Source organism: Halorubrum sp. Ea8 (genome assembly GCF_002252925.1).
GTDB lineage: Archaea > Halobacteriota > Halobacteria > Halobacteriales > Haloferacaceae > Halorubrum.
This window is the reverse complement of sequence record NZ_NHPF01000063.1, coordinates 1-24,293: the sequence shown is the minus strand read 5'-3', so window position 1 is coordinate 24,293 and position 24,293 is coordinate 1. Positions and strand designations below refer to the sequence as shown.

The 24,293-nt window shown below is 71.0% G+C and carries 27 protein-coding genes; 9 read left to right on the top strand and 18 right to left on the bottom strand.

Translation table 11 applies throughout. The features are described from left to right. Positions 1–85 precede the first annotated feature (85 nt). The 10 genes from DJ74_RS19065 to DJ74_RS05155 form a co-directional block, all read right to left on the bottom strand. Positions 86–262, bottom strand: a complete 177-nt coding sequence (locus tag DJ74_RS19065) for a hypothetical protein (protein WP_170938255.1) — start codon at positions 260–262, stop codon at positions 86–88. Further along, positions 263–1,510, bottom strand: coding sequence for an ABC transporter substrate-binding protein (locus DJ74_RS05200; protein ID WP_094526570.1), 1,248 nt, complete (start codon positions 1,508–1,510; stop codon positions 263–265). Positions 1,511–1,602: 92 nt separating this feature from the next. Further along, positions 1,603–2,514, bottom strand: a complete 912-nt coding sequence (locus DJ74_RS05195) for an ABC transporter ATP-binding protein (protein ID WP_094526569.1) — start codon at positions 2,512–2,514, stop codon at positions 1,603–1,605. Next, positions 2,515–3,693: an iron ABC transporter permease gene (locus tag DJ74_RS05190; RefSeq protein ID WP_094526568.1), complete on the bottom strand. Its 1,179-nt coding sequence runs from the start codon at positions 3,691–3,693 to the stop codon at positions 2,515–2,517. Beyond that, entirely contained in the window at positions 3,690–4,697 is a 1,008-nt protein-coding gene (locus tag DJ74_RS05185; RefSeq protein ID WP_094526567.1) for an FAD-dependent oxidoreductase, read from the bottom strand. Before DJ74_RS05185 ends, DJ74_RS05190 begins: the two co-directional genes overlap by 4 nt. Then, the gene (locus DJ74_RS05180; protein ID WP_094526566.1) at positions 4,694–5,962 is read right to left on the bottom strand and encodes an ABC transporter substrate-binding protein; all 1,269 of its coding nucleotides are present in this window, start codon (positions 5,960–5,962) and stop codon (positions 4,694–4,696) included. Before DJ74_RS05180 ends, DJ74_RS05185 begins: the two co-directional genes overlap by 4 nt. 526 nt (positions 5,963–6,488) lie before the next feature. Then, positions 6,489–6,824: a hypothetical protein gene (locus tag DJ74_RS05170; RefSeq protein ID WP_094526565.1), complete on the bottom strand. Its 336-nt coding sequence runs from the start codon at positions 6,822–6,824 to the stop codon at positions 6,489–6,491. Then, positions 6,749–6,925 carry a hypothetical protein gene (locus DJ74_RS19925; RefSeq protein WP_254922142.1) on the bottom strand — a complete coding sequence of 59 codons (177 nt, stop codon included), beginning with the start codon at positions 6,923–6,925 and terminating at the stop codon, positions 6,749–6,751. Before DJ74_RS19925 ends, DJ74_RS05170 begins: the two co-directional genes overlap by 76 nt. A gap of 206 nt (positions 6,926–7,131) precedes the next feature. Beyond that, on the bottom strand, positions 7,132–7,950 hold the full coding sequence (locus tag DJ74_RS05160; RefSeq protein WP_094526564.1) for a universal stress protein: 819 nt from the start codon (positions 7,948–7,950) through the stop codon (positions 7,132–7,134). 123 nt (positions 7,951–8,073) lie between these two features. Continuing rightward, entirely contained in the window at positions 8,074–8,988 is a 915-nt protein-coding gene (locus DJ74_RS05155; protein ID WP_094525824.1) for a serine/threonine-protein kinase RIO2, read from the bottom strand. Positions 8,989–9,355: 367 nt separating this feature from the next. Here DJ74_RS05155 and DJ74_RS19060 point away from each other — a divergent pair, with 367 nt between their 5' ends. Beyond that, on the top strand, positions 9,356–9,523 hold the full coding sequence (locus DJ74_RS19060) for a hypothetical protein (protein ID WP_176451311.1): 168 nt from the start codon (positions 9,356–9,358) through the stop codon (positions 9,521–9,523). 188 nt (positions 9,524–9,711) lie between these two features. Here DJ74_RS19060 and dpsA read toward each other — a convergent pair whose 3' ends face one another. After that, on the bottom strand, positions 9,712–10,257 hold the full coding sequence (gene dpsA, locus DJ74_RS05150; protein WP_094526563.1) for a DNA starvation/stationary phase protection protein DpsA: 546 nt from the start codon (positions 10,255–10,257) through the stop codon (positions 9,712–9,714). A 192-nt stretch (positions 10,258–10,449) separates the two neighbouring features. Between dpsA and DJ74_RS05145 the strand changes: the two genes are divergently transcribed. From DJ74_RS05145 to DJ74_RS05120, 6 genes are all read left to right on the top strand, one after another. Continuing rightward, positions 10,450–10,806: a hypothetical protein gene (locus DJ74_RS05145; RefSeq protein WP_094526562.1), complete on the top strand. Its 357-nt coding sequence runs from the start codon at positions 10,450–10,452 to the stop codon at positions 10,804–10,806. Positions 10,807–10,863: 57 nt separating this feature from the next. Continuing rightward, entirely contained in the window at positions 10,864–11,826 is a 963-nt protein-coding gene (locus DJ74_RS05140) for a lipoate--protein ligase family protein (protein ID WP_094526561.1), read from the top strand. Between the two features lie 72 nt (positions 11,827–11,898). Further along, positions 11,899–12,774 carry a deoxyribonuclease IV gene (locus DJ74_RS05135; protein ID WP_094526560.1) on the top strand — a complete coding sequence of 292 codons (876 nt, stop codon included), beginning with the start codon at positions 11,899–11,901 and terminating at the stop codon, positions 12,772–12,774. A gap of 105 nt (positions 12,775–12,879) precedes the next feature. After that, complete coding sequence (locus DJ74_RS05130) at positions 12,880–13,350, top strand: hypothetical protein (protein WP_094525821.1); 471 nt, start codon at positions 12,880–12,882, stop codon at positions 13,348–13,350. A gap of 66 nt (positions 13,351–13,416) precedes the next feature. Beyond that, the gene (locus DJ74_RS05125; protein WP_094526559.1) at positions 13,417–14,232 is read left to right on the top strand and encodes a class I SAM-dependent methyltransferase; all 816 of its coding nucleotides are present in this window, start codon (positions 13,417–13,419) and stop codon (positions 14,230–14,232) included. A 63-nt stretch (positions 14,233–14,295) separates the two neighbouring features. Further along, positions 14,296–15,024: a 3-oxoacyl-ACP reductase family protein gene (locus DJ74_RS05120; RefSeq protein ID WP_094526558.1), complete on the top strand. Its 729-nt coding sequence runs from the start codon at positions 14,296–14,298 to the stop codon at positions 15,022–15,024. A gap of 4 nt (positions 15,025–15,028) precedes the next feature. Here DJ74_RS05120 and DJ74_RS05115 read toward each other — a convergent pair whose 3' ends face one another. From DJ74_RS05115 to DJ74_RS05095, 5 genes are all read right to left on the bottom strand, one after another. Further along, a complete protein-coding gene (locus DJ74_RS05115; protein WP_094526557.1) occupies positions 15,029–16,183 on the bottom strand; it encodes a pyridoxal phosphate-dependent aminotransferase in 1,155 nt (384 codons plus the stop codon). Between the two features lie 92 nt (positions 16,184–16,275). Then, positions 16,276–16,965, bottom strand: a complete 690-nt coding sequence (locus tag DJ74_RS05110) for a hypothetical protein (protein ID WP_094526556.1) — start codon at positions 16,963–16,965, stop codon at positions 16,276–16,278. Positions 16,966–17,036: 71 nt separating this feature from the next. Beyond that, positions 17,037–17,561, bottom strand: a complete 525-nt coding sequence (locus tag DJ74_RS05105) for a Mut7-C RNAse domain-containing protein (RefSeq protein WP_094525816.1) — start codon at positions 17,559–17,561, stop codon at positions 17,037–17,039. Then, positions 17,561–19,423: a helix-hairpin-helix domain-containing protein gene (locus tag DJ74_RS05100; RefSeq protein WP_094526555.1), complete on the bottom strand. Its 1,863-nt coding sequence runs from the start codon at positions 19,421–19,423 to the stop codon at positions 17,561–17,563. The genes DJ74_RS05105 and DJ74_RS05100 overlap by 1 nt, the downstream gene beginning before the upstream one ends. 61 nt (positions 19,424–19,484) lie before the next feature. Next, entirely contained in the window at positions 19,485–20,795 is a 1,311-nt protein-coding gene (locus DJ74_RS05095; RefSeq protein ID WP_094526554.1) for an MFS transporter, read from the bottom strand. A gap of 136 nt (positions 20,796–20,931) precedes the next feature. Here DJ74_RS05095 and DJ74_RS05090 point away from each other — a divergent pair, with 136 nt between their 5' ends. Continuing rightward, positions 20,932–21,375 (top strand): DUF2237 family protein, encoded by a 444-nt coding sequence (locus tag DJ74_RS05090; RefSeq protein WP_094525813.1) that lies wholly within the window; start codon positions 20,932–20,934, stop codon positions 21,373–21,375. A gap of 14 nt (positions 21,376–21,389) precedes the next feature. On the opposite strand, the gene DJ74_RS05085 is transcribed toward DJ74_RS05090, so the two are convergent. Beyond that, positions 21,390–21,824, bottom strand: coding sequence for a DoxX family protein (locus DJ74_RS05085; RefSeq protein WP_254922012.1), 435 nt, complete (start codon positions 21,822–21,824; stop codon positions 21,390–21,392). Beyond that, positions 21,821–22,873 (bottom strand): sialidase family protein, encoded by a 1,053-nt coding sequence (locus DJ74_RS05080; RefSeq protein ID WP_094526553.1) that lies wholly within the window; start codon positions 22,871–22,873, stop codon positions 21,821–21,823. The genes DJ74_RS05085 and DJ74_RS05080 overlap by 4 nt, the downstream gene beginning before the upstream one ends. Positions 22,874–22,980: 107 nt before the next feature. Here DJ74_RS05080 and DJ74_RS05075 point away from each other — a divergent pair, with 107 nt between their 5' ends. Continuing rightward, complete coding sequence (locus tag DJ74_RS05075; protein WP_094526552.1) at positions 22,981–23,988, top strand: TatD family hydrolase; 1,008 nt, start codon at positions 22,981–22,983, stop codon at positions 23,986–23,988. Positions 23,989–24,293: the final 305 nt, after the last annotated feature.

The window sequence follows — 24,293 nt, the reverse complement described above, 5'->3', positions numbered from 1 at the left end:
CCCGTCGACACGGGCGAGGCGAGGTAGGATCTTCGGTCCCGCGGGTCTGACGCGATGCGCTGTCGAGCGGCCGGCCTCGCCCCGCTCATCGCCGCACCCGGACCGGGTTGGCGGCGGCGATGAACGGCTCGTCCCGGTCGGTCGCCGCGAACGCGAGGTCGCCGCACGCGCCGCGTTCGACCCGCCACGTCGGCAGCGCCGGGACGTCGTAGTCGGTCGGGTCGCCGTAGGTCGCCGCCACGGTCCACTCGCGGGCGCGCATCTACAGGTCCCCCTTGATCGCGTCCGCGACGCGCTTCCGGTCGAACAGCCGCTCGTTCTCGGGGATCGCCGGATACGGACCCTCCTCGTACCGCGGCCACGCGCCGAACGCGTCGGGGTAGAGCTGCTTCGCCGTCATCTCCAGCTGGAACAGATTCAGTATCGGGCCCTGATACCGGGCGCCCTGCGGGTGGATGCGGTCGTTCCGGACCGCCGCGATCTCCGAGCCGACGGCGTCCTCCTCGAAGGCGGTCCGTCGCCCGGCCATGTCCGTCCCCGGCTCCATCCCGCCGAGGTAGAGGATGACGTCGGGATCGGCCTCGAGCATCGTCTCAAAGTCGACGACCGTGCCGGACTCGACGCTCCCCTCGAACGCGTCGCGCGGGCCGAGCGGGCGCGTGTGCGACGTGAGGAAGCCGGGGTTGCTCAGCGTGTACGCGTAGATGCTCTCGATGTCGGCGGCGGCGATCATGATCGCGGTCGGGCGCTCCTCCTCGGGCGGCAGCCCCTCTTCGATCGTCGACAGAAGCCCCTCGCGGACCTCCGCGAGCGCCTCGTAGCGCTCGCGCTCCCGGAACGCGTCGGCGACGGTCTCGAACTGCTCCCACAGGCCGTAGTACTGGTAGCCGTCGGCCCACTCGTCCGTCGGCTCCTGGTGGCGGTCGCTGAGGGAGTTGCCGAACCACGGCGAGACGTTCTCGGCGACCTCGTCGACGTCCGCGCGGTCCCAGGCGTCCTGTCGGGTGATCCACGCCGGGTCCGCGAGGTGGACGTCGCTGTCGAGCTCGTACAGCTTCTCCTTGTCCGGCTTCCACGAGGAGTAGCGCCCGGACCAGTCGAGCGAGACGCCCGGGAGCCGCTCGACGAACTGGTTCCACAGCCCGTCGTAGTAGTCGGGCGCGTGCAGCGCGGTGACGTCGTTCCCCCGGCCGAGCGCGAACGCCATGTCCGCGTGGTGGGTGAGCCGCGTGAACACCGTCTCCGGCGGCGACTCGAACGTCACCTCGCCCATCGGCGAGATCGACGCCGTGTAGCTCTCGGCGGTGTCGCCGGACCCGTCAGAATCGTCGCCGTCGGCCGAGCCGTCGTCGGTGCCGTTGCCGTCGGCCGAGCCGTCGTCGGCGCCGTCGCCCTCCCCGTCGCCACCGCCGGTGCAGCCGGCGAGCAGACCGCCGAGCGCGACGGTACCGCCGTACTTCGCGAACGCTCTGCGGGTCGGATCCCCGTGTACCGCGTCGTCTCTGGACATGTTTTTAGGCTAGCCTAAAGATGTTTAACCACTTCGGTTTTTAGGTCGGACTAAAATATATTGCCACGTCGTCGTCGGCCGGACGCGTCGGGTTACTCCGACCCCTCGTGCCTGGCGCGCAACGGGGTGACGCGGGGGCCGTTCTCGGTCTGCACCACGTCGGTGTCGACGCGGAACACGTCAGCGAGCAGCTCCTCGGTGACGACCTCTCCCGGGGCGCCGCGGGCCCGTATCTCGCCGTCCTTGAGCGCGACCATCCGGTCGGCGAGCCGCGCGGCCTGCTCGATGTCGTGGAGCACGACGACGACCGTCACGTCGCTCTCGTCGCGCAGCGTCTCGATGATCTCCATCACCTCCATCTGGTGGTGTAAGTCGAGGAACGTCGTCGGCTCGTCGAGGAGGAGCACGTCGGTGTCCTGCGCGAGGACCATCGCGATCCACGCGAGCTGCTTCTGCCCGCCGCTGAGGCTCCCGACCTCGCGGTCCCTGAGGTGGCCGCAGCCCGCCAGCTCGATGGCGCGGTCGACCGCGCGAGCGTCCGCCTCGGTCGTCCGCTCGAAGAAGCCGCGGTGCGGGTACCGACCGTGATGGACGAGGTCCTCGACGGTGATGCTGTCCGGCGACGTGCTCTCCTGTGACAGCAGCCCGAGCTTCCGGGCGAGCGCCTTCGTGTCCATCGAGTGAACGTCGCGTCCGTCCAGGAGCACGGAGCCGTCCTCGGGCGCGAGCTGGTTCGCCAACCCCTTCAGCAGGGTGCTCTTGCCCGACCCGTTCGGACCGACGAGGGCGGTGACCGCGCCCGGCTCGGCCGCGATCGACGCGCCGTCGACGACCGGTTCCGGAGCGGTCGGGTACCCCAACACGAGCCCCTCGGCGTCGAGGTCGCTCGCGTCGAGGTCGCTCGCGTCGGTGGCGCCCGCCGCGCGCTCGCCGGTCGTTCGGTTCGGCGCGTTCGCGCCGCTCGGTTCGTCCGAATCCGTCGCGTTCGTGCGTTCGATGGACATTCAGAGTTCACCCATGTTCTGCCGTCTCCGCATCAGGTACAGGAAGTACGGCCCGCCGACGAGCCCGGTGACGATCCCCACCGGGATCTGCGCGTCCGCGCCCGTCAGGACGCTCATCCCGAGCCGGGCGCCCACGTCGGCGGCGACCATCAGGGCGGGGCCGACGAACAGGCACCCGACGATCAGCCGCTTGTAATCGCTCCCGACGAGGTTCCGCACCATGTGCGGGACGATCAGCCCGACGAAGCTGACGATGCCGGCCACCGCGATGCTGGCGGCCGCCGCGAGCACCGCGACCCCCGACAGCGCGAACCGCACGCGCTCTATCGACATCCCGAGCGACTTCGCGGTCTGCTCGCCCAACAGGAGCAGGTTCAGCTGCCGCGATCCGGCGATCGAGAGCAGTACCGCGACGACCGTCCACGGGAGCGCCAGCCGCACCTGCGCCCAGTCCGTCCCGGTCAGCGAGCCGGTCGTCCACTGGATCGCCGACTGGACGACGCCGATGTCGTCGGCGAAGAAGAACAGCGCCGTCTGGAGGCTCCCGAAGACGGTCCCGACGATCACGCCCGCGAGCACGAGCCGGACGGGGCTCGTCCCGTTCTTCCACGCGATGGCGTACACGATCAGGAACGCGACGGCGCCGCCCAGCGCCGCGATCAGCGGGAGGAACGCAGAGAGCCCTCCGAACACGACCAGCGTCAGCAGGATCATCAGCCCGGCGCCGGAGGAGACGCCGAGGATGAACGGGCTCGCGAGCTCGTTCCTGGTGACCGCCTGGAAGATCGCGCCCGAGACGCCGAGGTTCATCCCGACGATGGCCCCGACGATCACCCGCGGTAGGCGGATGTTCCAGACGATCAGCGTGCCGTGCGACAGCTCCGGCAGCTCGCCCTGAAAGCCCGTGATCGCCCGCATCAGCTCCTCGCCGACGAGGAAGTTGAGCAGCCACCGCGGGTCGAGGAGGACCGCGGGGTCGAGGACGGCCCGCCACGCCTCGCCGACCGTCATCGAGTAGGCGCCGAAGCTCACCTGCACGAGGCCCGCGACGACGACCACCGCGAGGCTCCCGACCGCGACGCTCACGAGTTTCGGGTCGAGCAGCCAGCCGAAGCGGTCGGTCCCGGCCGACCGGCTCGTCGACGCCCCGCCGCCGACCGCGGACCGCTCGCCGCTCATCGCGCCCCCTGGTCGGCCGCCGCTCCGTCTCCCCTCGCTCCGTCGGCCGCCTCCCGCCCGCCGTTCAATTCGGTCGCGTGCGCCGCGATCGCCTCGTCGTCCATCGCGTCGAGCAGGGCGTCGGCGCCGTGGGCGTCGACGACCGCGGCCGGGTCGAGGTGTGCCGCGAGCGCGCGCCGCCCGGCGGCCGCCAGCGATTCGGCCTCGTCCGCGTCGACGTACGACGACAGCGAGGCGTCGATCGCGGCCTCGCGGACGCGGGCGAACCGGTCCGAGTCCGGGTCGACGGGGGCGTCGGCGTGCTCCGCGTCGAACCACTCGACCCACCGCTCGCGGTCGGTCCACTCGTCGTCGACCGCGGCCTCGCGACGCAGCCAGTCGACGCCCTCGGCCGCCGCGGGCCACCAGCCGTCGTCGATCCGCGCGTCGGCGACGACCCGCTTCCCGACGCGGGCGCCCCGGCCGGCCGCCGTGACGACCTGGCGGTCGGCCGCCGACGGCGACGCGACGTAGAGCCCGTCGACCGGCGTCGTCCCGTCGCGGTCGGCGTACTCGCGGTCGAAGCCCTCGTGGGTCTCGTCGCCGTGCTCGTGGACCGCGAACATCGCCTCGTCGTCGTCGAGCCCGCGGAGGTACTCGCCGCCGTACCGCGTCGCCGCGACCACGCGGCGGGCGGTGACCGGCTCGCCCTCCTGCGGCGTGACGCGGAGGCCGGCGGCGTCATCCCCGTCTCCGGCTCGGCGTTCGACGTCTTCGACGAGGTCCGAGACGACCGAACACCCCGCCCGCTCCGCGTGCGAGCGGAGCAGCTCCGCGAAGGTCTCGACGTCGACGCCGGCGGGGAATCCGGGGTAGTTCTCCAGGTGCGCACAGCGCGCGAGGGAGGACCGACCGCGGTCGAAGACCGCGACGTCGAGCCCCTCCCGCGCCGCGAACACCGCCGCCGAGCAGCCCGCCGGACCGCCGCCGACCACGACGACGTCGCGATCGACGGCGGCGCTCATTCCGCGCCTCCGGAGACGATCGCGGCGACCTCCTCGCGGTCGAACAGCCGTTCGGCCGGCGGAATCGCCGGGTAGTCGTCGCCGTGCTCGTAGCCGGGCCACTCGCCGAACCGACCCGGGAACAGCTGTTTCGCCGTCATCTCCAGCTGGAACAGGTTCATGATCGGCCCCTGCACCGGGGTTCCGGAGGGGTAGAAGCGGTCGTTCTCGATCGCGGAGAGCCGGCCGGCGACCGAGTGGTCGGCCAGCTCCTCGCGGACCGCGCCGACGTCGTAGTAGGAGGCGATCCCGTACTGGTGGAGAATGACGTCGGGGTCGACCTCCAGCAGCCGCTCGTGGTCGTAGGCCGTCTCGTAGGTGACCTCGTCCGCGGCGAAGGCGTCGGGGACGTCGAACGGACGGACGTGCGCGTTCGCGAAGCCCGACCCGTCGGTCCGGGAGGGGTAGTAGGTCCCGTCCATGTAGATGAGGGCGGCGACCGTCGGGCGCTCCTCGGCCGGCGGGAGGTCGCTCCGGATCGTCTCGATCAGGTCCTCGCGGACCGCGTCGAGCGCGGCGAAGCGCTCCGTCTCGCGGAAGGCGGCGGCGACGCGCTCGCCGATCTCGGGGAGCGCGTAGTACTCGTAGTCGTCGCGACACGGCTCCGGGGGGTCCGAGTGCCGGCGGCTGTAGACGTTCCCGAACCACGGCGCGACGTTGTCGCGGACCTCGGCCACGTCGGCCGCGCTCCAGCCGTCGAAGGACGCGAACAGGCACGGGTCCGCGAGGTGGAGGTCGCTGTCGAGCTCGTAGAGGAGCTCGCGGTCGACGGAGATGCCGCCGCCCGAGCCGGAGTTGAGCTGCGTGAGCCCCTCGGCGTCGAAGGAGACGCCGTCGAGGCGCGCGTAGTAGGCGTCCAACGTGTTCCCGCCCGCGTTCGCGTCGAAGCCGAGCGAGTTCACCGCGCCGCCGTGACCGAGCGCGACCGCGAGGTCGGCGTACAGCAGGCTGTACACCATGACGTCCTCCGGAACCGCGGCGAACGCGACCTCGCCGGCCGGCGCCATCTCGGCCGTGTACGAGCCGTCCTCGCCGCCGGCACCGTCGCCGTCGGCCGAACCGCTCCCGTTCGAACCGCCGCTCGCCGAGCCGTCGTCTCCCTCGGCACCGTCCGGCGCCGGATCGGTCCCGGCGCACCCGGCGAGCAGTCCCGCGCCGGCGACGCCGCCGCAGTACCTGATCGCGTCGCGTCGCGTCGCGGGGGATCGGTCCGCGTCTGGTTCCATACGATTTAGGCCACCCTAAAGGATTAAATCGGTTTCGGATCTTAGGCTCGCCTAACACTTCGCCGAAACGGGAAGCCGGCGGCCGGAACCGGTCGGAACGGCCGGTCGAGCGCGCTTTGTCGGCGAGACGCTCGGCGGCCGGTCCGGCGCCTCGTCCACAGCGCTCGTCTGGATCGGCGCCTCGTCCCGGTGTCCGCGGATGTACACGGTCGACAGGTACCGCGGGGCGCCGGTCATCGTTCGCCCCCTCGGATCTCGCCGCCGACCTCGTTCGACGGGCGTTTGTCGGGTCCGTCGGCGCCACGATCGTCCTCCGGGGCGAAGAGCGCGGCGTACATCCACGCCCGAGCGCGTCGAAACCGAGCGCCGTCAGCGGCGTCTCGTCGAGGGCGACGACGCGCCCGGTGACCTCGTCGACGACGTCGGCGGCCTCGGACAGGTGCTCCGCCTCGCGGGCGAGCGCCTCCGCGACCGCGATGACTTCGTTCCGACGCGCGGTCGTCTCGCCGACGATCGTCCGCTTCAGCTAGGGGGTGGAGGAGGCGTCGGTCGTCGGCGCGAGCGCCACCGCGACCGACTCGGTGAACTCCGAGCGGACCGTCTCCAGCAGCGACTCGGCGTCGGCGTCGTCGACGTCGGCGAGGCTGTGGGGCCGAGCCGTCTCGTGGAACGCACGTCGAACCTCCCGACAGCGAGCGTCGCCCGCGTATCGCCCCTCGCGAACGACCCAGTCGACGTAGTGGTCGGCGACGGCGGGCCAATAACGCGCGGCGACGTCGTCCCGGATCAGCGAGACGGCGGCGCGCGCGCGTCGTGGCCCGCGCTCACGACCGCCTGGTGGACCGTCTCGTTCGTCATCCATCCGGCCGCGTAGAGGCCGTCCACCGTGGCCCGTCCGGCCTCGCGGTCTACCGTTCCGGACTCGGCGCCGGCGATGTAATACTCGCCGCGTTCGAGTTCCATATCCGCACGTGCTATCCGTGTTCGGTTCCGATCCGAGATGACAAGGCTCCCTCTCGGGAGGCTGATCTCCGCGAGCGTATGTCCGGCTACCGGGGCGTCCTCGGCGACTTTGATCTGCTCGATACCGGATTGCTCAGACCAACAGTGTACAGCATTGCGCGCGATGATCGTGACTACTGTTGACGTGGGACGGCGCTCGACCGAGGTCAGCCGGTGATAGTGACCGGCCGCTCGGTCGAGAGCATGACGTCCTGCGTGATGCTCCCAATGAGTACCTCTTGGAGCCCCGACCGCTTACGCCCGCCCATGACGATGCTGTCGGCATCGCGTTCCGCCGCCACGTCGAGAATCTTCCGGGCCACCTCGCCCCCGATGGCGACACGCTCGACGGGGATCCCCTCGTTCTCGAGGGTATCGGCCGCCTCGACTGCCGCGTTGATCTCCTCGAACGTGTGGGGAGGGGCCCCCTTGTAGTCCTGGTGACGGAACACGACGAGAACCGTCGCTTCAACCGTTTCCGCCGCCTCCGGCAGCCCCGCAACGTACGCCGCCTGATGATGGGCGCGATCCACGTCGGCGTCGACCGGTACCAGAACCTGTCGGATCCCCTCGCCGGGCACGGCCGTCTCGCTCGTGATGGTAACCGGCCGCTCGGCCGAGAGCATAACGTCCTGAACCGTGCTACCGAGCAGCACACGGGAGACGCCCGACCGCTTGCGCCCGCCCATAACGATCTCGTCGGCTTCGAGCCCCTCAGCGGAACGGACGATCTGGTCCGAGATACCGCCGTCGTCCACGGTTCGGGTCACGGAAACGCCCTCGCCCTCGAGAAGGTTGGCCGCCCCGACGGCCGCGTCGATGTCCGAGAACTCCATCGTGTCGGCGTCGTTGAACTCATCGGGAGGCACCACGAACGACACCGTCGCCTCGACATCGTCGGGGGCGTTCGGAAGCCGTGACACGTACTGTGCCTGGTGGAACGCGCGTTCCTCACTTCTGTCGACCGGAACGAGCACCCTGTACATCACATTCAATCATAGTGTTTATTAGACTATAATATCCACCAGTAGTTCCCACAAGACGATAACTCCAGAATTCGGAAACAGTGGACTGGACGGGGCGAACGATTTCGTATCGCGCTATGCGATTTACTCTGCCGCGAACGCGCGGACCGATTCGAACGAGCCGTCGGCGATAGCGCCGGCGATCCCCTCGATATCGGCGTCTCGAGGGACTTCGTGGGGGTACTTCCGGCTGAAGTACCGCAGGAGGTTCGCGACATCGCGTTCGAGGAACTCGCCGGCGTTCTCGTGGTCGACGGGGACCGCCTGCGGCCAGTCGAAGATCGTGACGCCGCTCTCCGCGACCGCGACGTTGTGTTCGGACATGTCGGCGTGGACCCAGCCGAGGTCGTAGGCGGTGACCAGCTCGCGGAGGACTAAATCGAGGACCGCGGAGGCCTGTTCGGGTTCGAGTCTCGCGCGCGAGAGTTCCGCGCCGTCGAACTTGTCCATCACGATGGCGTGGCGGTTGTGGTCGACGGGGCGGGGGACGCTCACGTCGGGGTACATCGCTTCCATCGCCTCGTACTCGCGCTCGGCCGCCTTGCGCGCGGTGTACATCCAAGAGACGTGGTCGCGGTCGGCGGTGTACTCGCGCTCGCGGTTCACCTCGCGGAAGTTGGTGTATCCCTCGCGGTGGTACTTCAGGGCGAGCGGCTTGAACGACTGGGCCTCGTACACGTCTCCTTCCTTGCCGAACCCCAGGGGCGAGCCCACGCCGTCGATGGTCTCGCGTTCGGAGAACGTGCGGAGCGCCAGGGCGTCGTACCCCTCGAACGTGAGTTGGTACCCCTCGTACTGGATCGTCTTCCGCTGGATCAGTTCGCGGTCGAGACACCGGTCGATCCGGTAGTCCACCTCCTCGCGCGTCAGGTCGGCGTAGTCGGGGATCTTGTCCCGGCGGACCCACTCCGAGAATCGCATCCCCTGCTCGACGCCCGAGAGGAGATAGAAGTCCTCGGGTTCGAGCTCCGCCATGTCGCCGGCGACGTTTCGGACCATACGGCCCCTACTCCGGCGATTCCTAAAAGGGACGCGCGTTTCGAGCGCCAGGCGATAAACAGAATACAACGATACGAAACACGCCGTCCGGAGTCCACGGTCTCGACGGATGGGTCGGGTGGAGGTGGCGGATTCGAGTCGCGCGCGACGACGGACAGTCCGCGCGGTCTGCGGGATGATAGAGCGTCGCGGACGCCAAGCATCTCCCGTCTTCGTGCCGCTCGCCGTCGTTTCCTCGGCCGTCGCGTAGACAAAAGGCGCCTGAAGGACACGATTATTATGGGTAGGCTCTCGAAAAGGAGATCGAGTCACGCCCATTCGGGCCGGACCGCATCCTTTATTATTTTAGGCTTGCCTAAATATCGTAATGGCAGCTGGCACCCAGCCCCACCTCGAATCGGTCTCCGAATCGGAAACACACGGCAGACCCGAAATCTCTGTCTGTGAGGGGTGTCCGGGGACGTCAGTATTTCTCGAATCGGGAAACACCGACGGATGGATCGCAAGCGATCTCACGGTCGACGTGACTCGTTGACATGCCCCATGCCCTTAGGACGGGGCTGGAGGCCCGAAACACATGCAACGACGCGCGGTTGCTGACTCTTCGGCTACCGCCGCGGAGAGCGGAACAGGCCACCATCCGAACCGGAGACGTCGAACTCGGGCGGCCGGATCGGAACGGCGGAAAAACACGGGACGTCCAAGAGCCCGCCATCGGGCGGCCTAGCGCGTCGCGGACTCTAAGACGAGGGTGTCGTCTTCGAGGTAGTGGTCGATGACGTGGGCGTGTTCTTCGAGGTCTTCCAGCTGTTCGCGGAGCATCTCGCCGGTGGCGTAGTCGCCCAGCCCCTCGACGAGCTCGATGTGTTCGCGGTAGCTCTCGATGACGTCCCCGTACATCTCCAAGTCGTTCGAAAGCGACGTGCGAATGTCGTAGACGTCTTCGTCCTCCGGCTCGACCGTCGCGGCCGCCGAGAGGGCGGGCATGCTGGCGTGCGGGACGCCGCCGAGCGCCTGAAGGCGTTCCGCGATCTCGTCGGCGGCCTCCTCGACATCCTCGTACGCCTCCTGGAGGAAGACGTGGATGTCGAGGTGTTCGGCGCCCTCCACGTTCCAGTGGTGCTTGTGGAGCTGATGGAACAGGACGTACGCGTCCGCGAGGTCGGTGTTCAACGCCTCGACGATCTGTTTGGCCTTCTCTTCGTCGATCCGCACGGGGTTCTCGCCAACGGTGTCAGCCTGGCGGCGAACTGTCTCTTGGGAGCTCATGCGCGTGAGATACATTCTCCATCCTCTTAAAACTTGTCAAATATCAGATACTTTTGGGCGGCCTAAAATGAACCTTCGACGGAAGGAGCCTCGGCCCGCCCGTTCCGACGGCGCGCGTGCGGCGAGTCGGGAGGCGGCACCGTGACCATGCCAATTAGTACCATTACCTCGATCGACGGCGTATCGGCTGGCATGAACCCCCGTCGCTGGACTCCCTTCACGTTCGTCGTGCCCGCTCGCTACGTCGACCGCGACGACTGGTGGGAGGAGTTCGACCTCGAGGCGTGGTCGCGGTCGGAGTACGACTGGACGCAGGACGCGTGGAACGCCCTCCGGGACTTCGCGCGGTGCCCGCGGGGGTGCGTCGAGGCGGGCCGCGGCGACTGCGAGGAATACGCGCTCGTCGCGCTCTCGTGGGCCATCGCCCGCGACCGCGAGGGCGTCGGCTACGACCCCGAACGCGGCATGGAGCGGCTGGAGTCGTCCCTCGAGAAGGCCGACATCGAGTACGAGTCGCGGTCGATCGAGGCGGGAAGCGACGGGCACTGACGGGCGCCGCCGACCGCGAGCGCAACCGCTTTCGGCTCGCCGCCCAAGAGTGACGGTATGACCGCGCCGACGGGCGACTGGCGGCTGATCCGAGAGGAGGCCCGTCCGGGGCCGATGCAGATGGCGCTCGACGAGGTGGCGGCGGAGACGGCGGCGGCGGGCGGCCCCGCGACGGTCCGCACGTACCGATGGGAGCCGAGCTGTCTCACGCTCGGCTACCGGCAGGACCCGGAGACGGTCGACTGGGCGTTCTGCGAGCGCGAGGGGATCGACGTGACCCGCCGACAGACCGGCGGCGGCGGGATCTACCACGACGGGCGCGGGGACGTCGCGTACTCCGTCGCGGTGCCGGCCGCCGACGTGCCCGGCGAACTGCTCGACTGTTACCACCTCCTCTGCGAGCCGGTCCTCGACGCGTTCGACCGACTCGGGATCGACGCGGACTACGTCGAGGAGTCGGTGCCGGAGCTGTACCGCCCCGCCTGCTACCTCCGGGAGCTTCACCCCGCGCACGACGTGGTGGCGGGCGGTTCGGCGGAGCCGGAGGCCGACGGCGCGACGGAGGCTGGCGGCGCGGCCGGCGACGGCGACGAGGGCGCGACGGACCGCCGGAAGATAGCCGGCAACGCCCAGTACCGCAAGCGCGACGCCGTGATCCAGCACGGCTCGCTGACGTTCGCCGTCGACGCGGAGCGTCACCTCGGGGTCTTCTCCGATCCGCCGGTCACGCCCGAGGAGTTCCGCGAGCGCGTCGTCGGGATGGACGAGTTGGCCGACGCCGACCGGGCGGACGCCGCGGCGGCCGTCGAAGACGCGCTCGTCGCGTGGGTGACGGGCGGAGACGGCGACGAGGGCGGTGGCGACGAGGCGGACGGCGAGAACGGCCGGGCCGACGCGGTCGCGCTCGACCGCGACGGCTCGTGGTCGAGCGCGGAGCTCGTGCGGGCGGAGGAGCTCGTCGAGGAGAAGTACCGCGACGACGGCTGGGTCCGGACCCGACCGGGAAACGACGGCGCGTAGCCGCCGGAACGGGAGGGGAACCGGACCAACCGGTTCCGAAGGGGCTTTTTCAATCGCCCCCGTTGTAGCGGTATGAGTCTCAAGGTCGGCGCGCACGTCTCGATCTCCGGTTCGCGGGCGTCGAACGATCCCGAAACGCCGCCGTACGGGAACATCGCCAACGCGGTGTTCAGACAGAAGCAGTTCGGCGGCAACTGCGGACAGATATTCACGCACTCCCCGCAGGTGTGGCAGGACCCGGACATCAGCGACGAGGAAGCCGCGCAGTTCCGCGAGGGGACCGAACGCGACCTGGTCGGGCCGTGGGTGATCCACACCTCCTACCTCGTCAACCTCTGTACGCCGAAGGAGGGGCTCCGCGAGAAGTCGCTCGACTCCATGCAGAAGGAGGTCGACGCGGCCGCGAAGCTGAACATTCCGTACGTCAACGTTCACCTCGGCGCGCACACGGGGGCCGGCGTGGAGGGCGGCCTCGACAACGCCGCGAGCGTCATCGACGACGTCGACGTCCCCGACGGCGTCACGATCCTCATCGAGAGCGACGCGGGCGCCGGGACGAAGCTCGGCGACGAGTTCGAACACCTCGCGGGGATCATCGACCGCACCGAGACGGACATCGACGTCTGCGTCGACACGGCCCACGCGTTCGCGGCGGGCTACGACCTCTCGACGCCCGAGGCGGTCGACGAGACCGTCGCCGAGTTCGACGACGCCGTCGGGTTGGAACACCTGGAGTACATCCACCTCAACGACTCGAAGCACGCCTGCGGCACCAACAAGGACGAGCACGCCCACATCGGCGAGGGCCACATCGGCGAGGCCGGGATGGAGCGGATCGTCAACCACCCGGACCTGACGGACGTGCCGCTGGCGCTGGAGACGCCGACCGAGAACGGGAAGAGCTTCGCGTGGAACATCGATCGCGTCCGCGAACTGCGCGCGGAGTGAGCCCGGGGCGGCCGGGCCGTCGCGGGAGCGAAGGGGAGGAAACCCCCGAATTTAGTTACAATTGTCCGACGCGGCTTTATGTGGTCGGAGCCGAGATCCACGGATATGACCACCACTGAGGCGCTCCTCATCGGTCGCCGGCGCCGCTTGGCCCTCACGATGGTCGGCGGATTCGCCGGTCTGGTGGCGCTCTCGCTGGCGGTCGCGGTCGTCGCCGAGCGTGCGGGTCTCCCGACCGCGGCGGCGCTGACCGACCGGCTCGTCCCGCTGTTGGCGTTCTACGCGCCGGCGCCGATCGCGGCCGTCGGCGGGTACGCGCGCTGCGGCGGCCCGGCGTGTCTCGCGGTGGGCGCGGTGCCCGCGGTCGTCTTCGCCGCGCTCGTGGTCGTCGGGACCGTCTTCGGCGTCCCGGGCGTGGGCCCCGGCGACTCCCCGATCGGCGGGGTGACGATGGCGTTCGCCGCGGTCGGGCTGACCGGCGCGTTCGTCGGCTACTGCGCCGGCGTCACCGCCGCGCTGCTCTCGGACCTCGTCGGGTTCGGGAGCGGCGGCGACGGCGAGGGCGACGAAGACTGAGAGTCGGAGCGCGCCCGGGCGCTCGGCTTCCCCACGTTTAATTCGTCCCGCGTCGAACGCGGTGCCGTGCGACGCTTCTCCGCGGAGTACCTCGAACACACCCGGCAGGGGATGTGGGCCGACGACCGGGCGGCCCTCGCGGACATCGAGCTGGCGAGCCGCCGCCGCGTCGTCGACGTCGGCTGCGGCACCGGCGAACTGACGCGCGTCCTCGACGCGGAGGCGAGGCCGGACGCGACCGTGATCGGCGTCGACGCCGACACGGACCTCCTCGCGGTCGCCCGCGAGGAGACGGGACTCCCGTACGTCGCCGGCGACGCGACCCGGCTCCCGCTCCCGGACGGCGCCGTCGACCTCGCCGTCTGTCAGGCCCTCCTCATCAACCTCCCCGAGCCGGTCGCCGCGGTCCGGGAGCTCGCGCGCGTCTCCGCCGACCTCGTCGCCGCGATCGAACCGGACAACGGCGACGTGACGGTGACGTCCACCGTCGACGCCGAGGAGCGGTTGGAGCGGGAGGCGCGCGAGGCGTACCTCGAGGGCGTCGGCACCGACGTCGCCCTCGGCGACCGCGTCCGGGAGGCGTTCGCGGCGGCGGGCGTCGAGGACCTCCGCACCCGCCGGTACGTCCACGAGAAGCGGACGGCGGCCCCGTACGCGGAGCCCGCGCTGGCGTCGGCGGCCCGGAAGGCGTCCGGCGCCGGCCTCGCCGACCACCGCGAGGAGCTGGTGGCCGCGACCTCCGTGGACGCGTACGACGACCTCCGGCGGCGCTGGCGCGAGATGGGCCGCGAGGTGGTCGAGGCGATCGACGCCGGCGAGTACGAGCGCGTCGAGCGCGTCCCCTTCGACGTGACCGTGGGACGGGTCGAGACCGGGGACTGACGGACGCGGCGTTCCGCCGCCGCGTCCGGAAGGTCGAAGTCGGACCGGGTCGACTCGAGACACATGCCGGCCGCACTCGTGACGGGGTCCTCCAGGGGTATCGGGCGAGCGATCGCGCTTCGGTTCGCGGACGACGGCTACGACGTCGCGGTCAACTACCGCACCAGCGACGAGGCCGCCGCGGCCGTCGCCGACGCGGTCCGCGACCGGGGGCAAGCGGCGGTCGCCGTAGGCGCCGACGTCTCGGACCCCGACGCGGCGGCCCACCTCGTGGAGACGGCCGCCGACGCCCTCGGCGGGGTCGACCACGTCGTCAACAACGCCGGGATCGACCAGCACGTGTACACCGCGGACCTCAGCCCCGACGACTTCGACCGGATCATGGACGTCAACGTCAACTCCGCGTTCGCCGTCACGAAGGCGGCGCTCCCGCACCTCCGGGAGTCGGAGGACGGCCCGTCGGTGACGAACGTCTCCTCCATCCTCGCGCACACCGGCGCGCCGGTCGAGTGCCACTACGCCGCCTCGAAGGGGGCACTCCTCTCGCTCACCCGGAGCCACGCCGGCGACTTCGCGCCCGAGATACGGGTGAACGCGATCGCCCCCGGCCACGTGGAGACGGACATGACGGGCGACCGGACGCCCGAGGAGAAGCGCGAGGAGTTGGCCGCGATCCCCGTCGACCGGTACGGCCAGCCCGAGGACATCGCCGACGCGGCCGCCTACCTCCGGGACGCGGGATTCGTCACGGGCGAGACGCTGAACGTGAACGGCGGGGAGCTGATGCGGTAGGCGATCAGTACTCCGCCAGTCCCGCCTCGATCCGGTCGAACCCCTCCTCCAGCCGGTCGACGGAGTTCGCGAACGAGAGGCGGAGCCGCCCGGGGGCCGTGTCGCCGAAGCCGTCGCCCGGCGCGAGCACGACGCCGTGCTCCCGCAGGAGGTACTTCGCGACGTCGATCGCGGGCGCGTCGATGCCGGGGTCAAGGAAGGCGTAGAACGCGCCCTCGGGACGGGGAGCCGAGAGCCCGTCGATGGCGTCGACACGGTCGACGACGAGGTCGCGACGCTCCTCGAACGCCCGGTACATCTCCTCGAACGGCTCCTGCGGGCCGGTCAAGGCGGCGATCGCGGCGTGTTGCGCGACGCTCGACGCGCAGGCCGTGGTCGACTCGCGGACCGTCGCGACCGCGTCTATCATCTCCCGGTCGCCCGCGAGCCAGCCGAGCCGCCACCCGGTCATCGCGTACCGCTTCGAGCAGGAGCCGACCGTCAGCACGTGGTCCGGGTGGCCGGTGTACGCGGCGATCCCCTGGGCGGGCCCGTCGTAGGTGAGCCCGAGGTACACCTCGTCGGCGATCACGTACGCGTCGTGGTCGGCCGCCGCCTCGACGACCGCACGGCACTCGTCGCGGTCGAAGACGCGGCCGGTCGGGTTCGAGGGCGTCGTGAGCACGACCGCCGCGGTGTCGTCGCTCATCGCGTCGATCACGCGGTCCGCGTCGAGGGCGAACCCCGTCTCCGCGGGCATGGGGACCTCGCGGAAGCGCCCGTCCGCGAGCGTCGCCTGCGTCTTGTAATTAGGCCACGTCGGGCCCGGGACGAGCAGCTCCTCGCCGGGCGAGACCGCCGCGAGGACCGCCAGGTGGAGCGCCTCCATCCCGCCGACGGTGACGACGACCTCGTCCGGGTCGTGCTCGACGCCGTACTCGGCGGCGAGCGTGTCGCTGATGGCCCGCCGACACGCGGGGAGCCCCGCGTTTGAGGTGTAGTGGGTCGCGCCGTCGCGGGCGGCGCTCGCGGCGGCGTCGATCACGTGCGCTGGCGTGTCGAAGTCGGGTTCGCCGACCTCCAGCCTGACGAGGTCGCCGCCGTGACGCTGTGCGAGGTCGAACATCACCCGGATCCGCGAGCGTTCCGCGCGCCGGACGCGGTCGGTGGGCGTTGGCATACCGTCCACACGGCGAACCGAGCAAAAAACCGTCGGGTGGCGGCCAAACGCGGCCCGAGCGGAGGCGGAGCGGCGCCGTCGGCGTCCGCCGCCTACACCATGTCGCCGCGCACCGACGACCCCTCCTGCTCGGCCCGGCGCCGCTTGAGCACGTCCGCCGCCTCGCGGGCCACGTCCTCGTCGGCGCCGAGCATCCCGAGCGCGGTCGGGAGCGTCGGCATCGCGAGCGAGCCCGCCCGCAGGCGGTCGAAGGCCTCCTCGTCGCGGGTGCCGTCGACCCACAGGCAGACCCCGCGGGGGTCGAGCACCTCCTCGTACGCGTCGCGGGCCAGCGCCCCCTTCAGGCGCTGGCGCACGTTGTCCTCGAAGCTCGCGTTACACACCTCTAGGTGGATCGGCTCGCTGTCGCCGGACTGCGTCCGGCTGCCAGAGGGACTACGTCCCTCGCTGTCGCCGACGAGCTCGGCGGCGAGGCACTTCTCGGGGGCGGCGTACCCGTTGTCGCTCGCGCGCACGCGGTCCGGGTGCGCCTCGGCCCACTCGGCCCGCACGGAGGTGCCGACCCCCTTCACGCCGTACTCGGCCTCGAACGCCGCCGCCGCGTCGGCGTCGCCGCCCATGATCACGTCCTTGGTGAGGTAGACGTCGAGGCGCTCGACGGGGTCGAGGCCGAGCGCGACGTCGCCGAACGCCCACACCTCGCGGACGGGGACCGGCATCGTCTCGTTCTCGACCCGGTCGACGAGGGTCGCCAGCCGGTCGACCGCCTGTTCGCGGTTCATTGGCGGACCGTTGGCGGCACGCGGGCAAACCGGTTACGCTCGGGGGCGCCGGGCGTCCCGCGGGTCGCGGTTCAGAGGTCGTCGAGCCGCGCCGCGACCGACTCCCAGTGGCCGCCCTTCCAGAACCAGCGCCCGCAGTCGCGACAGCGCCACGCGGGGCGGGGGTCGGTGTCGGTGGCTGAATCGGAGTCGGCCGCGGGCGACGCGCCCACGTCGTCGGGGACGTACTCGGGCCGGTCGTCGGGGTCGACATCGGTGCCCTCCGGGCCGACCCGCTCGACCGGGCCGTTACAGGCCCCACAGCGGGTCGGCTCCGCGGCGAGTGCCACCGGAAGCCCGGCCGCCGCGACCTCGCGGAGCTGGTCGAGCACGTCGCGCTCGGTCAGGAGGACCGCCCCGTGGTCGCGGTCGGCGGCGCGCGCCGCGAGTTCCCGATCGCGGGTGACGAGGAGTCGGTCCTCGTCGGCCGCGAGAGACAGGAGTCGGTCGTCGGCCTCGACCCCGCGGTCGAGCGCGTACGCCGCGTCGTACCCGCACATCCGGAGGTAGGTCGCGAGCTTGCCGCACATCGTGTCGACGAGGACGCGGGGCGCCATCAGCCGTCGAGGAACTCCCAAAGGCCGTCGACCGGGCGCGCGTTGATCACGTCGGCGGTCTCGGCCCAGCCGCGCCGGGCGGTGTGCACGCCGTACCGGGCGTTGTCCAGCTCGTGGGGCGAGTGGGCGTCGGTGTTCACGGCGATCGCGGCGCCCGCGTCGACCGCGGCGCGCACGGCGTCGCCGTCTGCGTCGAGGCGGGCGGGGTTCGCGTTCACCTCGATCGCGGTGCCGGCGTCGGCGGCGGCCGAGACGACGGCCGCCAGGTCGGGCGAGATCCCCGGGCGGCTGTTGATGATGCGGCCGGTCGGGTGGCCGAGGACGTCGACGTGGGGGTGTTCGACCGCGCGGACCAGTCGCTCCGTGGCGGCGTCGCCGTCCTGCCCGAGCGCGGAGTGCGGCGAGGCGACGACCAGGTCGAGGTCGGCGAGCGTCGCGTCGTCGGTGGTGATCGCCCCCTCCGCGTCGATGTTCGCCTCGATGCCGTGGAACACCGCGATCCGGGCGTCGTCGTCGCCGGCGCCCGCTCCGTCGTCGGCGCTCGCGTCGTCGACCTCGCGGCCCATCACGGCGCCGTCGACCTCGCTCACCGCGTCTTCGACCGCCGCGGCCTGCTCCGCGATGTCGGCCTCGTCGAGGCCGGTGTTCCCGAAGATCCCCGGTCCGGCGGCGTGGTCGGAGACGACGTGGTAGCCGTAGCCGCGCTCCGATGCCGCTTCGATCATCTCCGCGATCGAGAAGCCGCCGTCCGACCAGTCGGTGTGGGTGTGGAGGTCGCCGCGCAGTTCAACCGTCTCGACGAGGTCCGGGAGCTCGCCCGCCGCGGCCGCCGCGACCTCGCCGTTGTCCTCTCGGAGCTCCGGCGGGACGAACGCCATGTCGAGCGCCTCGTACACCCCCGCCTCGCTCTCGCCGGCGACGCGCTCGCCGACGCGCCGGGAATCGGACTCGGCCCCGTCGTCGCTCGCGTCGTCTGCGTCGGCCCCGTCGTCGACGTCGCTCACGTCGAACAGCCCGTACTCGTTGAGCTTCAGGTCGCGGTCGATGGCGCGGTTGCGCACCGCGACGTTGTGGGCCCGAGACCCCGTGAAGTACTGGAGCGCGGCGCCGAACTCGTCCGGGTCGACGATCCGGAGGTCGACCCGGGTCCCGCTCGCGCGGACGCTCGCCTTCCCGGAGCCCGCCTCGATCGTCGCGTCCGCCTCCGACCAGCCGGTGAGCGCCTCGACGATCGGCTCGCGCGCGTCGCTGGCGACGAGGAGGTCGATGTCGCCGATGGTGTCCTTCCAGCGCCGGATCGAGCCGCACACCTCGGCGGACTCGACGGCGTCGACGTCGGTCAGGTACGAGAGCGCCGCGTCGGCGACGGGCCGGGCGTCGCCGAGCCGGGTCCGTTTCCGCGCCTCGCGGGCGAACGGGATGTTCGCTAAGATGTTCTCCTCGGTCTTCGCGCCGAAGCCGGAGACCTCCCGGATCTCGCCCGCCTCCGCGGCCGCCTCCAGCTCGTCGAGGGTGGTCACCTCGAGCGCCTCGTAGAGGCTTCCGACCGTCTTCGGGCCGACTCCCTCCACGGCGGTGAGCCCCGCCATGTCGGCCGGGAGCTCCTCGCGCAGGGCCTCCAGCTCCTCGATCTCGCCGGTCTCGAAGTACTCGACGATCTTCGACGCGATCGCGTCGCCGACGCGGTCGATCTCGGCGACCGCCTGTTCCCCCTCCCCCGCGAGGTTCTCGATCGGGGCGGTGTGCTCGCGGACGTTCTCGGCGGCGCGGCGGTACGCGGTCGGCTTGTACTCGACGCCGGTCGCCTCGAGCAGGTCGGCGAACTCCTCCAAGAGGGCGGCGACCTCGTCGTTCCGGCTCATTGAGTCGGGGTTCGGCCGGGCGCTCCTTATACTGACCGGCGAGGCGGACCCCCCGATCCGGTCAGCCCGCGGTGCGGTCGACCGGCGGCGCGGCCGTGTACCGTCGGACGAGGGCCACCAGCGCCGCGCCGAGGAGGACCAGTCCGCCGGCGACGCCGAAGGCGACGGCGTAGCTCAGGGCGGCGAGCCACCCGCCGGCGACGCTCCCGACCCCGCCGGCGAGGGCGCCGAGCGCGGCGTAGGTGCCGAGCGCCTCCCCGCGGATCGACAGCGGGGACAGCCGGGCGACGAGCGTCCCCGCGGTCACCGCGATCACCGCCCACGTCACCCCGATCACTGCGAAGACGGCCGCGGCGACGCCGAACCCGAGCGCGGCCGCGCCCCACGCCGCGCCGACGAGCGCGACCGCGGGGAGGGCGACCGCGCGCGTCGAGAGCGACGCGAGCTGGAGGAGCGCGGCGTCGCGGTCGGCGGTCAGCTCTCCCGCGGCGCCGAAGAAGGCCGCGGCGGCGAGGCCGTTTATCAGGTACAGCGCGAACACGCCGTCGGAGCCGAAGCCGACCGCGGTGAGGAACGCCGGCAGCGGCGCGAAGAACACCGCGAACCCCGCGAACGCGAAGAAGACGGCGAGGAAGTACAGCGCGAGCGCCGGGGTGAACCGCTCGACGAACCGGCGCGGGTGGAGCCCGCGGAAGTCGGCCCGACCGACGGTGACGGGGAACGCGGCGGTCCGGACGCTGAAGCGGTCGGCCGCGCGGATGGCGCGCCTGAGGCGCGTCCCCGACGCCCGTCGGTCGCCGCCGGGGCCCGGGTCCGCGGGCAGCGTGCGGACGCCGAGGGCGAGCCCGAGCACCGCGAAGGCCGCGAACGGGACGAACAGCCACCGGATCACGGTCTCGGCGGGGAGGAGTCGCCCGCCGACGCCCGTCCAGACCGCCCCGAGCAGCAGCCCGAGCGCCCAGCCGACGCCCTGGTACTGGTTCAACAGGGCGATCCGCTCGCTCCAGGCGCTCTCCGGGACGTCGGCGACCGCGAGCAGCGTCAGGACGGGCGTCGCCGCCGCGAACGCGAACCAGATCGCGCCGTTCGCGACGATCACCGGCGTCACCCGGTCCGTGAGCGGGATGACCCCGATTCCGACCGCGACGAGCGCCAGCATCGCGAGCACGATCGGGCGGCGTTTGCCGGTCCGATCGGCGATCCGACCGGCGCCGAGCGCGGCCGGGACCCCGACGACGGCGGCGACCGCGGCGAGCACGCCGAGCACGAACGGTCCCCCGCCGAGCTCGACGACGTACAGCGGGACGACGAGCGAGGCGCCTCCGAACGCGACCGACCCGAGCCCCCAGCCGTACAGCCAGCGTTCGGCCATGCTACCGGATGAGGCGGAAGTCGCATAGTCGCACCGATCCGAGGGGGCGCTCGACGGCGCGCTCGACGCTGCGGTGTCCGGAGAGCGGCGGTCGCCCGGCGCCACCGATAAGTCGCGCGGGCACCGAACGACACGCGTGTCCACCGACGAGACCGACGGGAGCGAGGGCGACCGCAACGTGTTCGGCGGCGAGCTGGCGCCCTGCGGCCGCGAGCCGACGACGGGGTACCTCCGCGACGGCTACTGCCGCGACGTCGACGGCGACGTCGGCGAGCACACCCTCTGTGCGGTCGTGACGGCGGAGTTCCTGACGTACAGCCGGGAGCGGGGCAACGACCTGATCACGCCGCGGCCGGAGTTCGACTTCCCCGGGCTGGAGCCGGGCGACCGGTGGTGCCTCTGCGTCGGCCGGTGGGTCGAGGCGGCCGACGCGGGGGTCGCGCCGCCGGTCGTGTTGGAGGCGACCGACGAGTCCGTGCTCCGGGCCGTCGACCCCGACCGGCTCCGGGAGCACGAGTTCGACCCGGAGGCGTTCGATCCCGATGAATTCGATCCGGAATCGCCCGGCGCGGACGAGTAACGCCGAAGCGGCGGCTACTCGTCGGCGCTCTCGGCGGCCGCGTCGAGGAGCATCACCGCGCCGCCGAGGAGCGCGACGTTCTTCAGGAAGTTGATCTTGTTGCCGTGCCGCTCCTTCCCCTCCATCGTCCAGAAGTCGTGGATCGAGGGGGTGGTGCCGAGGAAGAAGACGATCAGCGCGCCGGCGGACGCGCGCGGGAACTTCCAGAAGACGACGCCGAGGTTGGCGACGAACAGCATCCCGGTGACGAACGGGACGAGCACGTCGGGCATCGGGACGCCCTTCTCCTCGGCGACCGAGACCCGCTTCTCGTTGTTCTTGAACCCGTCGACGGCCATGTACGCGAGGATGCCGCCGTAGAGGGCGCGGCCGATCGCCGACGGGGGATCGGAGGCGGACCCCACCGTCGGCGCCGCGTCGTCGGCCGAGGCCGCGTCGTCGTCGCTCACGCCGACACCACCTCGATGCGGCTGACGTTCGCGTCGACGCGCCCGACCGTCTCGTAGGCGCCGTCGTCGCCGCGACGCATGATCCGGCCCTCGACGTCGTCGCGCTGATCGGGCACGTCGAACAGCCCGGAGCCGCAGATCACGTCACCGTCGTGCACGGCCCACGTCTCGACGATCTCGTGGGGCTCGCCCGGGAACGGGACGCGCTCGAAGTCGCGGCCGAAGTTCGTCGACTCGAACAGCGCGACCTCGTGGTCGTCGTTCACCCACGCCGGCGGCGCCTCCTCGCCGCCGCAGAAGAAGACGGTGCCGTCGTGGACGAACACCCGCCGGATGTACGAGAAGTCGTTCCCGGCGTCGATCCGGCTCCACGACTCGCCCGCGTCGGTCGTTCGCCAGAGCCCGCCCTCGCCGACCGCGTGGCCGAGCCCGAGGTTCTCCAGGTCGTGGTCGAGGTAGCCGGTCGTCGCGAGCCACACGTCATCCGAGATCGGGAGGATCTGGTGGACGTCGTCGACGATCGTGTCGCGCCGGTCCGTCCACGTCTGCCCGGCGTCGTCGCTGAGGTGGATCCCGCCGGCCTCGACGCCCGCGATCAGCCGCTCCGGTCGCCCCGGGACGGCCTCCAGCGCCCGGAGCCTGGCGTAGTGGGGGTCGATCGGCGACTCCCAGTGGCCGCGCGAGGGCAGGTCGCGGAACCCCTTCAGCTCCGTCCACGTCTCCCCGTCGTCGACCGAGCGGAAGATGTACGGGTCGTTCGTCCCGGCGTACAGCGCCCCGTCGGCGGTCGCGAGGATCGACCACACCTCGCTCTGGCCGGCGTGCCAGAAGCGGTCGCCGAGGGGAACCTCCAGGTCCTCCCACGTCCGTCCCCCGTCGCGGGAGCGGTACGCCCCCGTCGAGGACGCGACGAAGACGCCCGCCGCGTGGTCCCACGACTTCACCGCGGTGACGACCTCGCAGTCGAGGACCCGCTCGGCCTCGTCGCGCTCGAAGGGCACGTCGTCGACTCGATAGAGCCCGTCGTCCGTCCCGATCAACAGTGTCATACACGGCTACGTGCGTCGGACGCGTACTAAAGTTTTTACCAAGCTGTAAAACGCTAAGTGGCCGGGGGTGAAAGTGGAGAGCAGCGGGCATCCCGATTCCACACGCCATGACTACACCCCACCCGACCAAGCGGCCGACGGACGCGGCGCACCTCGACGACGACATCGACCCCCCGCGGGAGCTGCTCACCCTCCCGTGGATCGACGTCCACAACCACGCCCACACGCTCTCGTGGGACGACCGCGAGCGCTACGCGCTCTCCGGGTGTCGGTCCATGCTCATGGTCGCGTCCGGCTACCACTGGGCCCCATACAAGCCGGTCGCGGCCGACGACATCCGCTTCCTCTGGGACGACGCGATCAATCGCCGCGCGGCCATCGAGCGGAACCACTTCTTCGAGGCGAAGCTGGGGCTCGGCGTCCACACCGGCGTCCGCATCGAGGACCCCGACGAGCTGTTGGCGGCGATGGACGACTACTGCGCGCTCGACGAGGTCGTCGCGGTCGGCGAGACCGGCGTCGTCCCCGCCGGCCACGTCGAGGGGTGGGCGCTCGACGAGCAGCAGGCGGTCGTCGGGGCGCAGATGGAGCTCGCGCGCGACCACGGCCTCCCCGTGATCCTCCACACGCCGAACACGTCGACGGACGCGAAGCGGCCCTACCGCGACGGGCTGGGCGTGACGCCCGGCTACGAGAAGAACGCGGGGCTCGGCACCGACCCCGTCCTCGACGGCGAGAACCCCGCGCTCGACGCGGTCCGGCTCGACGTGGAGGCGATGCGCGACGCCGGCCTCGACGACGAGCGCGTCGTCGCCTCGCACGCCGACCGCAACAACACCGCGTACCTGATGGAACAGACCGACTGCTACCTGAGCTACACCATCGGTCACTCGTGGCTGGTCGGCGTCGACGCCGCCGACGTCGCCGACGCCATCGACGAGTACGGCCCCGACCGGATCATGGTCGACACCGACTGCGCGAACGTCCTCCGGACCGACCCGTACGCCCTCAAGCGCGCGATATTCGAGCTGTACCGGTACGGGATCGACGTCGACGACATCCGGAAAGTCGTGCTGGAGAATCCCCGGGAGGTCTTCGGATTCGAGCAGGAGTAGACACCGATATATGATATTTAAATAACGGAACGCGACCGCGACGATTATTTAAGATACGATGCGGTGGCGCGCGCCTGCGAGCGGCCGCCCTCGGCGGCCGCGAGTCAGCGCGTGCGAGGGACGCGGTGAGCGCTCGGAGAGCGCGAACCGCGAGGTTGGGGAGGCGTGAGGATGCGGTGCAGGCGGGCGGGACTCAAAGGGGCAGCCGCGAGGCGGGCGCAGGCGATGCAAGCACCGCAACGAGGGAGCGTCAGCGACCGAGTGAGGCGCACAGCGAGCGTGCGCCGTCCTCGCGGCTGGGGCTT